The 14,906-nt window shown below is 44.4% G+C and carries 9 protein-coding genes; 4 read left to right on the top strand and 5 right to left on the bottom strand.

Going from position 1 to position 14,906, the window contains the following annotated elements; genetic code table 11:
- Positions 1 to 3 precede the first annotated feature (3 nt).
- Genes ACFGVR_RS16455 through ACFGVR_RS16445 form a run of 3 tightly spaced genes read right to left on the bottom strand, consistent with a single transcriptional unit; the run spans position 4 to position 3,003 of the window.
- Complete coding sequence (locus ACFGVR_RS16455) at positions 4 to 1,089, bottom strand: DUF3810 domain-containing protein (RefSeq protein ID WP_448698428.1); 1,086 nt, start codon at positions 1,087 to 1,089, stop codon at positions 4 to 6.
- A complete protein-coding gene (locus tag ACFGVR_RS16450; protein ID WP_448698427.1) occupies positions 1,089 to 2,444 on the bottom strand; it encodes an energy transducer TonB in 1,356 nt (451 codons plus the stop codon). The genes ACFGVR_RS16455 and ACFGVR_RS16450 overlap by 1 nt, the downstream gene beginning before the upstream one ends.
- On the bottom strand, positions 2,434 to 3,003 hold the full coding sequence (locus ACFGVR_RS16445) for an RNA polymerase sigma factor (RefSeq protein WP_448698426.1): 570 nt from the start codon (positions 3,001 to 3,003) through the stop codon (positions 2,434 to 2,436). Before ACFGVR_RS16445 ends, ACFGVR_RS16450 begins: the two co-directional genes overlap by 11 nt.
- A 124-nt stretch (positions 3,004 to 3,127) precedes the next feature.
- Here ACFGVR_RS16445 and ACFGVR_RS16440 point away from each other — a divergent pair, with 124 nt between their 5' ends.
- The 3 genes from ACFGVR_RS16440 to ACFGVR_RS16430 all read left to right on the top strand — a co-directional run bounded on the left by ACFGVR_RS16440 (position 3,128) and on the right by ACFGVR_RS16430 (position 6,991).
- Positions 3,128 to 3,976, top strand: a complete 849-nt coding sequence (locus tag ACFGVR_RS16440; RefSeq protein WP_448698425.1) for an energy transducer TonB — start codon at positions 3,128 to 3,130, stop codon at positions 3,974 to 3,976.
- An 84-nt stretch (positions 3,977 to 4,060) separates the two neighbouring features.
- Positions 4,061 to 4,891, top strand: a complete 831-nt coding sequence (locus ACFGVR_RS16435) for an energy transducer TonB (RefSeq protein ID WP_448698424.1) — start codon at positions 4,061 to 4,063, stop codon at positions 4,889 to 4,891.
- Positions 4,892 to 4,921: 30 nt separating this feature from the next.
- Positions 4,922 to 6,991 carry a YfbK domain-containing protein gene (locus ACFGVR_RS16430; protein ID WP_448698423.1) on the top strand — a complete coding sequence of 690 codons (2,070 nt, stop codon included), beginning with the start codon at positions 4,922 to 4,924 and terminating at the stop codon, positions 6,989 to 6,991.
- A gap of 59 nt (positions 6,992 to 7,050) precedes the next feature.
- Here ACFGVR_RS16430 and ACFGVR_RS16425 read toward each other — a convergent pair whose 3' ends face one another.
- A complete protein-coding gene (locus ACFGVR_RS16425) occupies positions 7,051 to 7,587 on the bottom strand; it encodes a pyridoxamine 5'-phosphate oxidase family protein (RefSeq protein WP_448698422.1) in 537 nt (178 codons plus the stop codon).
- A gap of 133 nt (positions 7,588 to 7,720) precedes the next feature.
- Here ACFGVR_RS16425 and ACFGVR_RS16420 point away from each other — a divergent pair, with 133 nt between their 5' ends.
- On the top strand, positions 7,721 to 8,713 hold the full coding sequence (locus ACFGVR_RS16420) for a Gfo/Idh/MocA family protein (RefSeq protein WP_448698421.1): 993 nt from the start codon (positions 7,721 to 7,723) through the stop codon (positions 8,711 to 8,713).
- A gap of 57 nt (positions 8,714 to 8,770) precedes the next feature.
- On the opposite strand, the gene ACFGVR_RS16415 is transcribed toward ACFGVR_RS16420, so the two are convergent.
- A complete protein-coding gene (locus ACFGVR_RS16415) occupies positions 8,771 to 14,872 on the bottom strand; it encodes an alpha-2-macroglobulin family protein (protein ID WP_448698420.1) in 6,102 nt (2,033 codons plus the stop codon).
- Positions 14,873 to 14,906: the final 34 nt, after the last annotated feature.

The raw sequence follows: 14,906 nt of genomic DNA, 5'->3' as shown, positions 1-14,906 counted from the left end.
TAGTTACAATCGCCTGTCCTTTTTACGATACCAGGCCATACATAACCTGATCATGCGGTTATAGGTTTTGATGCCGTGAGGTTGGTTGTTAGCCTTTAAAAAGTGATCATAAAAGATGCCGCTTAGAGTTCCGGCTTTGCCTTCAAAGCTTTTCCAGTACAGGCGGTCGGTTTTAAAGTCGGCCAGTACGGGTTTGCTTATCCGGGTTTTCAGTTCTTTGAACATTACGGTATCGCGGCGCGATATGGCATGCATAAATTCGGCGGTACCCTCGTAATAGGCCGAATAACGTAAAAGCCGGTCGTGCGAAGAAATGCCGATAATATAGCCAGCAAAATCGGCCTCATCTTCGGCGCCAAAACCCATCTGGTGCGACATTTCGTGACAGGCTACAAACGGCCTTAAAAACACCGGCATCTGGTAATTGATCTGCGCTTCTGAAGTAAATGGATCATAATAGCCCGAGGTAGCCATATAGTTGAGCGCCCACGTTAATACAGACGATTTTACACCCGGATGTATAGCCGGAAAGTTCTTTGAAATACCCATGCCGTTAACAGCATAAGCTGCGTTGCTGTAAATTTCGCGGTTGGTTTGCAGGGTATCTTCGCTTTTCAAAGTGGCCCTGCTGGCATTCACACTATCGATGAGCATCAAAGTAACCGCTTTAACATCGTTTAGTGTGTAGCTGGTGTCCTGCAAACCTAACCGCTCTGATGCCGGCGGCCTGAAATAGTTTAGCCCCCAAAACAGGTAAAACATCACGTAAATAATCTGTATCAGGATAACCGCCTGCAGGAATATGATGGCCAATGCATTCCATCGTTTTTTGAACAGGCTACGGATAACCTGCAGCAGTACATATATGCCGTAAATAATCAAACCGATGTAAAACACATCGCCAACGCTAAACGGGAAGATATTGAAAACCGGGTGCAAAATATGGCAAAACAGCAAGTACAATCCCTGTGAGTAAAAGCGCTCGATAAAATCGGGATAATAAGTTACCACCGAAAGGATAATGATAACCAAAGCCAGTATAGCTATAATTTTGAATTTAGATTTAAAATGAGGCGCTATTTTAACCATCAGGACCCTTTTCTGAATTTGATCTTCAGCGTGATCTCTTTGCCGTTACTGCCGCGTGTCCATACCGGGCCGTTCTTTACAATTTCGATAGCTTTCTGATTCATAGCCATGGTATTGCCTTTAACTACCCGGATATCATAAGCGTTGCCGTCCTTCCCTACTTTAAAGGCCAGTTTAACTTTACCCACCGAGTTATCGAGCATTACGGCCATTTGCTTAACGTAACCGAGGTATTGCTTCCAGCCGCTTACCGGCCTTACCGGCGAATCATTTTTATCAGCATAACCGGGCACTACAACTTCGGCAAGATAGGATACACTATCAGCAGGCAATTTTTTGGCTTTTAACTCCGACGCATTTTTATTATACGCCAAATTTGGATCAGCAGCAGGTATGGTAGCTACAGAACCGGTAACCTCCTTTTTAGCCACAGTGCCATAGCCCATTACCTGCACCTCGTTTAACTGATGTGCGCTGGCGTTTATACCGGGTACGCGGCCGGCCAAAGCATTATTCAACGCTAACTGCTGCATATTACCGGTATCTGTTTTGATATCCAGTATCTTATTAGGTGAACCCGTTCTGGCTGCCTGATCGCCGTAATCATCAACAATCTGTATGTTCTGCACCACATTTGCCGGTAAATTTTTCACCACCTGGTTCACGTTGTTATTGCCAAAAAAGTTTTTACCGTTAATGCGTACCTGATTTACTTGATTTCCCTGCGCGGTAACATTGCCGCTGGCATCTACCTCAACTCCGGGTAATTTTTTCAAAAGACCTTCGGCAGTGTTGGTTTTCATTTCCATCGCATAGGCATTGGCCACATATTGGGTAGTGTCGGCTTTGATCGCTCTCCTGTCCGCATCGCGGGCAGCTTCGTCAATGCGTACCTGTTCGCTTAATCGCCTCCGTACAGAAAAGCGTCTTGATGGCATTGAATTTTGGGCAATCAGCGTTTGTGCAGGTGCCTCCTTTAGCGTAGTGTCGGATTTTCTGATTTGCGTTGCTGGCGGCGCGATAACAGCAAGTGTTGCGGCTTTTTGCGGTTCCTTGGCAGGTTTCAATAATAAGTACCCAATGCTTATCGCGATAAGCAACGATGCTGCAATAGGTAAAACCCGCCATAAAATAATGCTGCGTTCTTTTTTAGGTGCGATACGGTCGGCCAGGCGTTGTTGTAACTCGTCAAGATTAGCCTGCTGATCCGTATCAACCATACCGTACCCTTCCAGTGCGTCCATTAAAAACGGATCGTCCTGCGCTTCGCGTTCCAACCGGTGCATAGCTTTGGCATCAAGCTCACCGTTAAGGTACTTGCGTATTTGCGATATGTCGGTTTTGTTAGCGCTCACGGTTTTTCTCCAGGCAAATCTTTAAATTTCGTTTCCCGTTCTGGATATAGCTTTTCACCTCGTTCATACTATACCCGGTATCATCGGCAATCTCTTTATAACACTTCTCCTCTATGTAAAACAATTGGATACTGAGTTTTTGTGCCGCGGGTAGTTTTTCTTTACAACGTTCTAAAGCCGTCAAATCTTCTTCGCGGTTATCATCATGATGCAAATCTTCAGCCAATTCCATAATGTCATCTAAAGCTTCTGTCTGCATTTTTTTACCGGCCCGTAATTGCATCAGGCAAAAATTGCGGCTCAGCACATATAACCAGCTTTTAAACTGCTTAATATCATGTTTGTTTACTTTAACTATCAGCTCTTCAAATATCTGCATCACTGCATCCTTACTTAACTCTTCATCTTTTAAATACTTAAGGCAAATCCCAAAAACCAGGTGCATATATTTTTGGTACAAAGCAGCAAGCGTGGCCATGTCGCCTGTTTGCCGGTATTCCTGCAACAGCTTTTCATCGCCCGAATCATCCGGTTTCCTTGAGCTTTTTAAGAAGTTCATTAAGGGCGACAAAATAATTTTTTTTTATGGCTTATGGAAATCTATCTGTACGATGCATCATAGCTGTATAAATCCATAATTAATTAACCCAGTTAACCGAATTATTTACCTAACACTTACAGCTATGACAGTACACAACATTGACATTTTTAGGCCAGAGTGGCTAAATGTAGTTTTTGCAGACCGTAACCAGGAATATGGCGCTTACCAGTTGCGCAGGGATAATGCCCGTACCACCAATATGGCTTTGCTTATTGCACTAAGCAGTTTTGTATTACTGATGGCAGCGCCTGTTATTATTGGTAAAGTGAGGGGTACTCAACAAATTGTGACGCAACCAACCATTTATGACAAACATGATATAGATAACACTGTATATAAAATTATTCCACCAAAAGCCGAACAGCAGCAAGCTAAACCGGCAGCGGCTAAACCTATCAATAATATAATTGAAGATAAGCCCTGGGTTGTTACTCAAGATGCCAAAACAGAACCGCCAACTGATGCCCAATTGAAAATTACCGATCCCGGACAGGTAACCATGACTGGTACACACGATGGCCCGCCAGCCATTGATGCCATTCCAGGACCTATAGCCACTACAGGCAGCGGCACGGGCGCGGGCCCTGCAGCAGGCGAAGGAAATAACGAAATATTTAAGGCAGCTGAAATTTCGCCTGAATACCCAGGTGGCGAGGCCGCTTTTGGCAGGTTTCTGCAAAAAAACATCCGTTACCCGCAAATAGCTAAAGAGAATGGTATACAGGGGCGGGCTTACCTGCAATTTATTGTAGAGCGCGATGGCAGCCTTACCGACATTAAAATTGTACGTAACCCCGGCGGCGGTACCGGCGAAGAAGCCGAGCGTGTGCTCAAAATGTCGCCGCATTGGAAACCAGGCCGTCAAAACGGAACAAATGTTCGCGTACAGTTCACAGTACCGGTAAATTTTAGCCTGGGCGATCAAAATTAATTCGGTCTTCATTTATGGAACCGGCACTGTGGCCGCATCTTTTATACAGAGCAACAAAATAATAAACCTATAAAATTTAAAATCATGTTAGGATCAAACATCAACATATTCAGATCGGAATGGCTGAATGTAGTTTTCGCCGGCCGCAACCAGGCCTATGGCGCTTACGAGCTGCGCCGCGAAAACCCGCGCAACACCAACCGGGCATTGATAATTGCCATAGCCGCATTTATCTTTTTACTGGCTACCCCAACCATTGTAAACTGGGCCAAAGGTTTTATCCCAAAGGCTGATGAACCGGTTAAGGTAACCGTTGTTACTTTGCCACCCCCACCTATGCTTGAAAAGAAAAAAATTATCCCCCCACCAAGGCAAGAAGCGCAAAAACCCCACACAACCGAGATCCGCTTCCCGCCTCCGGTGGTGCGCCCCGACCAGGATGTGCGTGAGAAAGATCCGCCAAAGGACATAGACCTGCTTGATAAAAACCCTGGTCAGAAAGATTTAAAAGGCGATGCAAATATGCCCATAGACCTTGGCGAAAAAGAGCACGGCAATTCTACCGAAAAGGTGGTGACAGAAGCGGTTGCTGATCCACCATTTATAGCAGTAGAAGTGAACCCCGAATACCCGGGCGGCGAAAGTGCTTTTGGCAAGTTCCTGCAAAAGAATATCCGCTACCCTTCCATCGCTAAAGAAAACGGTATACAGGGCAAAGCTTACCTCCAGTTTATTGTAGAGCGCGACGGCAGCCTCACCGACATCAAATCGTTGCGCGACCCGGGCAGCGGTTTGGGCGAAGAAGCGATCAGGGTATTAAAAATGTCGCCCCATTGGAAACCGGGCGTGCAAAACGGCAAACCTGTAAGGGTGCAATACACTATCCCGGTAAACTTTAGTCTTGGCGATCAGTAAACCTACTTGTGTACTTAAACTACTATTACAATGAAAAACCTACTCATTTTATTACTGGCGCTTTTCAGCCTGTCGGCTTTAAGGCCCGATAAAACCCGCACCATAAGTGGTACCGTGTATGATAACAGCACAAAAAAAGCACTTCCTGGTGTGCAGGTGCAGGTTATGGGTACCAGTGTAAATGCCGGCACCGATCAGTATGGACACTATACCATTACTATACCGGGCGATAAATCGCAGCTGTCTTTTAACCTTAACGGTTATGAAAAGACCACGCTTGCCATCGGTAAAACCAATATGTTGAACGTTTATTTAAAAAAGGTGGTATTGAAGGCCGATACCTTCGATTATAAAGCATCAGCTTATACAGTTAAAGAAAAAAACCTGAACGAGGTAACGCTTTTAAGCAAAATGCCCGGTGTTAATGTGGATGCGAAAGGCAATATTACCGCGCAAGGCAAACAAATAGCGAAAACCAAACTGAATAGTAAAGATTATTATGGTGGCAATGTGCAACAGGCAGTGAGAAATCTCCCGGCTAATATTACTAAAGACATCCAGATAATTGACGACTATGGTGATCAGGCCAGCAGAACAGGTATTAAATCGGGCGCACCCAACAAAATACTGAATATGCAATTACGCGGACGGGCCGGAAACGAGTCATATGACAAGATAATTGAAAACAAATTCGAAAACCCGTTAAGCACCCCCCTTTCAACTTTCGCCGTTGATGTGGATGCGGCATCATACGCCAATGTCCGCCGGTATATCAATGGTGGGCAACTGCCTCCAAAAAATGCCGTGCGTATTGAAGAGATGATCAACTACTTTCATTATGACCTGGCTGCGCCAACCAATGGAGCACCGGTTGCTATCCATACAGAACTTTCAACCGCGCCCTGGAACCCACAGCATCAACTGGTTCGCATCGGCTTAAAAGCCAAAGAGGTTAAAACCGATAAGTTACCACCGTCAAACCTGGTATTTCTCATCGATGTATCCGGCTCAATGGACGAACCGAATAAGTTGCCGTTGGTAAAAACATCTATGAAAATGCTGGTTGATAATCTGCGTCCCATCGATCACGTAGCTATTGTGGTGTACGCCAGCGAGGTTGGCGTTAAACTGGAATCGACACCGGGGAACGAAAAAGAAAAAATTAAAGATGCCATCGATCAGTTAGGTGCAGGCGGTTCAACAGCCGGTGGTGCCGGTATAATGATGGCTTATAAAATAGCCAGCCAGAAATTTATTAAAGGCGGCAATAACCGTATTATTTTAGCAACCGACGGCGATTTTAACGTCGGCCCTTCCAGCAACAAGGATATGGAGCAGCTGATAGAAGAAGAACGCGAAAGCAAAGTAAGCATATCAATACTGGGCTTTGGTATGGGAAATTTAAAGGATAGCAAAATGGAGCGCATGGCCGATAAAGGTCATGGCAATTATGCTTATATCGATAACATACAGGAAGCCACCAAATCGATGGTGCATGAGTTTGGCGGCACGTTGTTTACCGTGGCTAAAGATGTGAAAGTGCAGGTAGAGTTTAATCCCGCCAAGGTGCAGGCCTACCGTTTATTAGGTTACGAGGACCGTTTGCTGAACAAGGAAGATTTTAATAACGATACCAAATTAGGCGGCGATATGGGCGTTGGCCATACGGTAACTGCTTTGTACGAGATCATCCCCGCTGGTGTAAAAGATAGTTTTGCCGGTAGTGTTGATCCGTTAAAATATCAAAAGCCTGCCGAGCCCCCTGTGCATAACAACTCAGCGGACGTAATGACGGTTAAATTCCGTTATAAACAACCAGATGGTGATGTAAGTAAAATGGAATCGGTAGTAGTGGCCGATAAACCGCTTAATGCTTCAAAAACATCCGATGATTTCAGGTTTGCGGCTGCAGTTGCCGAATACGGCTTATTGCTGCGCGATTCGCAGTTTAAACAAAATTCAAAATTCGATCAGTTGATAGCCATGGCTAAAGGTGCAAAGGGCAAGGATGATGACGGCTACCGCGCCGAGTTTATCCGCCTGGTAGAAAGCACCAAAGGCATGATGAAAGGTACTGTTCTTGCGGTCAGGCAGGAATAGTTTTTAAGTTTGTGTATTGTAAGGCCATTTCGTCAATTAGGCGAAATGGCCCTTTTAACTCATACACTCAGTTTACCCTCTACCGAATCATCTAAAGTTTTACCGATTACAAGGGATACGGCCATTTTTGCAAAGGCTATCAGGTTACCGTGTTTGTTATCCCAATAGTACCCTCTTGATGGCGTAACCTTAATGGCGCTTATCCGCGGATCGTCCTTGCCACCCTGAAACCATACTTTGGCAAGCGGCTTCCAAAGTTCATCTATTTTTGCCTGATCATCAGTAATGCTGGCAATACCGTAAACATCCACAAAGCCCGAATGCGGCGTGGCTTGAAAAAACAGGTGTACAAGCGGTTCTTCGGCAATCTCTTTGTTTTTATGACTGTCTTTACTGCTTAAAAACCACAGGTTGCCTTCATCGTCAACCGTTAATATAGCCATTGGCCTTGTTGATACCGGCAGGCCGGTTTTTATATTGGTGCAAAAAAAGCACGATTCTGCCTTTCCTGCCAGTTCGCGCAATTTTTCAACTGCCTCGCTGCCTTCAAGGTCTTTAAAAACGTCTTCAGGTTGGTTTTGATTAATGCTGTCCATATTTTTTTCTCATAGTTTGTTTAGCATTAACCCATTAAACATTACAGTGTTTTAACTTTTAAATAAATACTTATCATTTAAGTATATCTGTAAGTTTATTGCAAACTTGTATTTTTGACCAAACATCATCACCATGAGAAAAATACGCTGGGGCATACTAAGCACCGCAAAAATTGGCTTAAACCAGGTTATACCCGCCATGCAAAAGGGTAAACATGTTAGCATAACCGCTATTGCTTCGCGCGATGCCGGTAAAGCCGCCCGCGCTGCATCCGAGTTAAAGATCGCTAAAAGCTATCCCGACTACGAAAGTTTGCTGGCCGACCCGGATATCGACGCCATATACAACCCGTTGCCTAACCATTTGCATGTGCCTTATACCATTAAAGCATTACAGGCGGGCAAACATGTGCTTTGCGAAAAACCCATCGGCCTTAACACTGCCGACGCGCAGAAGCTGTTAGATGCCGCCAAACAATATCCGGGGCTTAAAGTAATGGAAGCTTTTATGTACCGCTTTCATCCGCAATGGCAAAAGGCAAAAAGCATAGTTGATCAGGGCCTGTTGGGTGAGATAAAAACTATCCACGCTTTTTTCAGCTACTTTAACGCCGATGCTAACAACATTCGCAACAAACCCGAAACAGGTGGCGGCGGATTGATGGATATTGGCTGTTATTGCATTTCTTTCCCCCGGTTTATATTTAATGCTGAGCCTCAAAAAGTGGTGGCTGTAGCCGATATTGACCCGGCCCTGCAAACCGACCGGATCACATCGGGCATATTGGATTTTGGCGATGGTAAAACAGCTACATTTACCTGCTCTACTCAATTAGAGCCATACCAGCGTGCACATATCTTCGGCACCAAAGGCAAACTGGAAATTGAGATCCCGGTTAATGCTATCGCGGATAAACCTGCCAAACTATGGCTACAGATCAACAGAGAGGTAAAAGAGATAAAAACCGAAAAGGTAAACCAATATACCCTGCAGGGGGATGCATTTTCAAAGGCGATACTGGATGATACACCTGTGCCCACTCCCCTTACCGATGCCCTTAACAACATGAAAGTTATTGATGGGATAGTTAAAAGCGCTAAGGATAAAGTTTGGGTGAAGATATAAGAAAAGCGTCATTGCTTCGCTATCGCAGCAATGACGCTAATTATTATGTGGCGAAATTTACTTCACCCCCATCCTCATCCCTTCCGAATGCGCATTAAACTCCGGCGCGTACATACTTTGCACCGATGTGATGCCGGTTGAAAAATTACCCGGCTGTGCAACACGTAGCCTGTATTCAAACACATAGTTACCTTTATTTAAGTTGCTGATAAAAAAGTTGGTCGCCACATCTTTAGTCACCTGGTAATAATACAAACCGTCCTGATACTTATAGCTCGACAGCACATCAACGGGCTCAGTGCCTGCCGGTCGCATATCTTTAAGCTGTACGTATTCATAATCGCGACCGGCCTTTAAATACACAACAACCTTAAGCAGGTCGCCTGTTTTAGGCTGATGTGCGGCATCAACAGCCGTTAACATTTCACCTGAACCGGTGCGTTTGAGTATAAAATATTTACGCTCCAGCGTGATGTCAGTTGTCGAAGGTGTTATTTTATCCAGGTTCTCTAAATATTGCCAGTGTACAGCACCCCAGCTAATGGTTTTGCCGTTGTTTTTAATATCTACCTTACCCAGTGAGGGTTTGATCTGCTCATCCGTCCAGGTGGTTTTAATATAACCTGTGCCCGCATCAGCTTTGACATCCGGCTTTAAAGATGATAACTCATTACCACCCAGTTTAATTTCGGATGTAGACTGATCGGCCAGCCAATCATCACCTTTTAACAATAAAGCATAACAGGCCGCGGCGGTGGCTTTGGTAGTTTTCCAGTTATTGGTTTGCTTGTTGCGCAACAGCCATATTTTCATTTCGGCTACAGCCTTATCGTGATCACCGGCCTCGGTAAACAGTTCAATTAGTAAACTTTGTGTTTCAACCGGCGATTGGTACCAATACCAGCCCAGGCGGTTTTTTGCCCAATACATACCCATCTCCTCACTTTGCTGTGCCGTTTCCATTAACGATCTGATGATCGCTTTGGCAACTTCGGGCTTGCCGTTGCGCAGCATTGTTAACGCAATAAGGCCCTGCTCATAAATGCCTTTGTATATCCATTCCTTCCCGGCATGTTGCAGGTAATCAGCCTGCAAAGCCTGCTGTTCGGCAGTAACGGCCCGGCCCGGGTAGTAGCTTTGGATATAATAGCTGAATATTTCTATCGGGCTCACTATCCGCCCTTCATATTGATCATGTTTTTTCTCCCAGTTCGCATCATCAGCCAAAACATTATTTAAATATTGCATGGCCTTATCGGCGATGTCTTTCAACTCCTGATCCTTCAAATTGGCAATATTTAAATGGTACAACTGTCCAATTCCTTCCAGAATGTGTATTGTGATGTACCTGTCAGACCTATCGCCACCAAACCAGGGGAAACCACCATCAGGCAATTGCCTTTTTTGCAATTTATCCAGGTTCTGTTTCAACTCATAGCTCATCTTGTTCATGTCAAATAACAAAGCGATTCGTTTCTTCTGCTCTGTTTCATTTTGAGCATCGCGCAGCCATGGGGTTTCTTCTATCAGCGTAGCTTTCAGCTCCTGGTTTTTTTCCAGGTTTGATAACAGTTCAGGACTATTGCCCGCCTTCCATTGATCAAATATCTGCTTTACAACAGGCATTTTATTTACCAAGCTGTTTCCCAGACTATTGGCATAATAACGGCTGAAAATCTGCTCAGAGCATTCGTACGGAAACTCCATCATATAAGGTAAAGCCTGTACAGCATACCAGGTTGGATTTTGAGTATATTCAAGCGTTACGGTTTTATTTTTAAGCGTGGTACTGGTTTGTTTGGTCAATTTTTCAAACGTATACGAGCGCGATTGCCCCGGCCTCACCATCATCGGCATTGATTCGGTTACCAGCATACGGTTAGGCAGCACGGGCAAGGTATTTTCTTCACCATCGGTAAACTGCCCTGCATCCGCTGTAAGCTTATAAGTTAAGGCATCCAAACCTGCCGGCACCACCAGTTTAAATGATACCGTTTTGGTAGTTGCCGATTTGATCTCGAAACTTTGCTGTGCATCTGCCACATTAAACAATAACTGAACCGGCTGCATGGTAATGCCATTAAACAGTTGCATCTTCACTTTTCCCTTTAAATCAGTTGCTACCAGGTTTGCCAATCGCGCCGAAACGGTAATAGTATCCCCTTCGCGCAAAAAGCGCGGCATATTGGCGTTAATGCTTAATTGCTTTTGGGTAATGATCTCTTTCTCGATATACCCTGTTTTCAAACCCTTAGTATGGGCAAAAGCTCTGAACCGCCATTTGGTGAGCGATTCCGGAATGGTGAAATCTATCAGTATTTCGCCGTTTTCATCGGTATGCAGTTCGGGGTAAAAAAATGCCGTTTCAGCAAAGTTTTTACGGGTGGCAATTGGTCTGCCGGCCAGGTTTGCCTGGTCGCCATAATCGTCAACTACCTGGATATTTTCAATAACGTCTGCCGGCAAGGAGCTTGCGCCCCTGATTCTGATGGGGGAAAAATCTTCTCCGTTTAACTTTACCCCGCTAACCCTTCCACTCAGGGCAATTGCAGAGTTTCCAACAGGCTCAGCTATTGCCACTTCATTTAATGACGATACAGAACCTGTCAGATCAGTTTTTTTCAATACACCATAACCAATTGCATCATAGTTCATGGTGTCTCCCATAACTCTTTCACTTTTCGCTTTAGCGTAATAAGACCGATAGGCAAAATTATAGCCGCCGTAATAATTATAACCAAACATGTTTAATTTTTCGTACTGGCGCGGTACCCATGATGACGTTTCCCCATTATATTTAAGCGGATTTGTTTGAGCTTCATCCACAAAAGTATACCCCCAGTTATAGTTCGGGTAATGGTACGCATTTACATTGGTATTCCAGTGATCGCGCCGGCCAAGGTCATCAAGCGATGTATCGTACAAACTGGCAACCATTTCTGCAGCCAGCTTTTCGTTATTTTTAGCCGACACCCTTAACTTCCATTGCTCTTTCTCGCCCGGCTGTAATATATCCCTGAAAGTCATAAAACGAACATCAAGGCCGGCGTTCTCCTTTTTGTTTACAATAAGATGCTGCATACTGTACATCCGGTTTTCGCAAATCATTAAAAACTGTACACTTAATGATTTCTGCCCTTCACTAACCGGAACTTTAACTAACTGTTGTTTACCCGCTGGTATTTTTAACCATTCGGACGAGATCATTTTTGTGCCCTCATACTTTTCCATCAGTACATTACCGGCTTTACCTGTACCCAATAAAAACTCTGCCGGTGTACCTGGATCAGTTGTCGTGGTTACCGGTATTTCCCAATCATTCAACACGTCGGGCCTGCCGGGTTCATTAACCAGGTAAACATAGCGCACCGCCGACGTGGTATCGCCCCGCTCGTTTTTAGCATTAACTACAATTTTGTAAGTCCCGGTTGGCTGCTTTTTCAACATATCAAGGTTAAAAAACACTTGCTTTTTATTGGTGGCCATACTCAATTCGGCTACCTTATTTTTCATACCCCAATTGGCATGATCGTCTTCGCCTTGATAAGCATAGTCCGAAAAGTCTTTTTTATATTGTTCGCGGCTCATCGCATATTTATCGGGTTTACCCCATAAACGCGCTTTAAATAACTGACCGGGAGATTGCAGAGCATAAACCTTAACCTGCAAGTCGCCTTTTTGACTGATGCCATTCAAATTGGCAATGTAGCTCATCAGCCGGATCGAATCACGAACAAAAACGCGTTCGGGTATTGCCGCGATAACATTGATATTATTGATACCAACTTTTACCCAGGTGTTTGCCGATCGTGTTTCGCCACTGCCGTCAGTTACATCCATAGTTACCTGGAATTGATAGTTCAGCTTGCTCAGGTCGGCACCCGGATCTGTAGATGCCTTAAATTTAATTTCAAACGCACCCTGGTTGTCTGTTTCAATGGTGTCAACAACAAACTCATTATTACTCATCAAAAACCCGCTGTATTGCTGATACAAACGATAGTCGGTAAGCGATGCCAGGCGCGTAATATGATACGCCACTTTAGCCTGCGATAAGCCATAACCCGAATATGCTGTTACCTTACCTTTTACCGTTACCGAATCATTGGGCTTATAACTTCCCTCAACAGGCAAAACAGTTACCTGGAAGCCTGGGCGCTTGTACTCTTCTACCCTTACATAAGTACTGCCGTCGCCCGTGTTAATGGTCACGTTACCGTTCAACAGGTTTTGAGGAAGCGTATAAGTGCCGTTAAATGTACCAAAATCACTGGTTGTAACCGGGATAGTAATTAAAGACTTGTTGTTATTATCTTTAATATCCACGGTCATTTTTTCGCCGGTTACAATGGTACTTTTACCATCTGTTGTTTGCAAATGCAAGCCTTTAAAGTAAATGGTTTGCCCCGGCCGATACAATACTCTGTCGGTAAACAAAATGGTATTGGTTGGCTTACGGTTGGTTTGTGTAAAATTGTACAGATAGTTGGATGGTGTATATAAAGTATCCGTTGTACTTGTGAGCTTAACCGAACATGAGTTTAGCTGATCAGGCGCATTGTTAAAATAGGATTTACCATCGGCATTGCTCACAACTGTCTGCGTTTCGGCCAGGGTAACCTGTACACCGGAAACAGGCTGACCGGTTTCCCTGTTCGTTACCTGAACTTCAATCTGATTGGCCCCTTTTCGCCTCGCCGCGTAGGCCAGTTTACATACTTTAAAACCTGTTAACCCTACCAGCCCCTTATCATCCGATTGATCATCGCGCAAGATTAAAACATAATGCCCGCTTTTTAGCGGATCGATCTTAAACTCGGTAGTATGTCTTATATAATCATCGGTTTCGGGCAAGCTTAATTTCTTATCCTGAATGGGTTTAAGTTTACTCAAATATTTAAAAACCGAATCGGATGCATAAATGGTTGTACCATCTGCATAGCGACTGATATCTGACGGTATTTTGGCCAGTTGGGTGTATTGCGTTGCCGATACCTTATAGACAATTACATGTGTCGTTTTCACATTACGGTAATCCATTAATGCCAATATGGGTTTATCTGGCATGTTCACGTTTTCTACAATGCCCGACAGTTGTTTGTGAAGTATCTCTTTTATTTTCAAGGCACCGTTTCTCCCGCCAATACTTTCCGGGTAAATAGTTGCAGCCTTTTGATAATAGGCATAGGCGCTCTTCAGGTCGTTTTTATCCTGGAAATATTTGCCTTCCAAAACCCAGGCATCAGCACTGATGGCTTTCGCCGAATACACTTTTTCGATATTTCTTAATCCCTGCAAATACAGCGAGTCTTTATTGATAATGCTGACATGCACCTGTAAAAAGCCCAGGCGTTTCATATCTATATCGGCTAAAGCCTCCTCTGCCGGATTGCGCAAATGGAAAAGCGTGGCTTGCTGCAGGTACTTTAGTCCTTTATAAAAAACAGAAGCAGTGTCGCTTGTTGCGATGGTTAACTCGCTAAATGTCCGGCTATCACCAAATAGCTTCGGATCCGTCAATACAAATGGGTTTTTAGGTCTAGTTACTCCCGCTTCCTCCGACAGGAAAAAGTCAAAAGCCTGCTGCACCAACAGATCATATAGTGTGGGGCGCAAATACCGGGTCGACTTATTAACGTACAATACATCGTTCAATTCATCTATCGGGGTATTTTGCTCCTGCTGCCAGGCTTGCAGCGACAGATCGAAATTACGGGATATTTCGCTGTTGATGGTTTGCAGATCCCATTTGGTAAAATCATCACCATGTTGCTCAATACGTGTACGCTGCATAAATTGCCAGCGGTTTTGCCGGTAATATTGCCAGTACATATCCGCAAGCAGCGATTGCAACACAGGTTTCACCGGGTAGCCAGCCTGCCCGATATCTTGTTTTAAGCGAATGATAATGGGCACGATGGCATTTTCTTCAATTACCGATTGAAATGCCATGCGGTAAATTGCCGCGCGTATCTGCATGGAGGCATTCTTCTCGCGGTGTGCTTTATCGTCCAGCTTATCTACTTCTGTGAGGGCCGATTTAGGCAGTAATACTTTACCGAACGAATCGATGCGGTGGGTTATTTGTTTATACGTTTGTGCAAACGAGGTGTTAAAAAAACATATTAAGGCAAATGCCAAAATCGATCTTCTGATCATAGGTTTGGGTTTGATGCTCATATAAAATTATATA

The organism is Mucilaginibacter aureus (assembly GCF_053514885.1).
The sequence above is the reverse complement of the archived record's forward strand: the minus strand, read 5'-3'. Positions and strand labels throughout refer to the sequence as shown.

Excerpts from the sequence above, each read along its gene's own strand:
- ACFGVR_RS16455 (WP_448698428.1), bottom strand. The coding sequence starts at position 1,089 with ATGGTTAAAATAGCGCCTCATTTTAAATCTAAATTCAAAATTATAGCT.
- ACFGVR_RS16445 (WP_448698426.1), bottom strand. The coding sequence starts at position 3,003 with ATGAACTTCTTAAAAAGCTCAAGGAAACCGGATGATTCGGGCGATGAA.
- ACFGVR_RS16440 (WP_448698425.1), top strand. The coding sequence starts at position 3,128 with ATGACAGTACACAACATTGACATTTTTAGGCCAGAGTGGCTAAATGTA.
- ACFGVR_RS16435 (WP_448698424.1), top strand. The coding sequence starts at position 4,061 with ATGTTAGGATCAAACATCAACATATTCAGATCGGAATGGCTGAATGTA.
- ACFGVR_RS16430 (WP_448698423.1), top strand. The coding sequence starts at position 4,922 with ATGAAAAACCTACTCATTTTATTACTGGCGCTTTTCAGCCTGTCGGCT.
- ACFGVR_RS16425 (WP_448698422.1), bottom strand. The coding sequence starts at position 7,587 with ATGGACAGCATTAATCAAAACCAACCTGAAGACGTTTTTAAAGACCTT.
- ACFGVR_RS16420 (WP_448698421.1), top strand. The coding sequence starts at position 7,721 with ATGAGAAAAATACGCTGGGGCATACTAAGCACCGCAAAAATTGGCTTA.
- ACFGVR_RS16415 (WP_448698420.1), bottom strand. The coding sequence starts at position 14,872 with ATGATCAGAAGATCGATTTTGGCATTTGCCTTAATATGTTTTTTTAAC.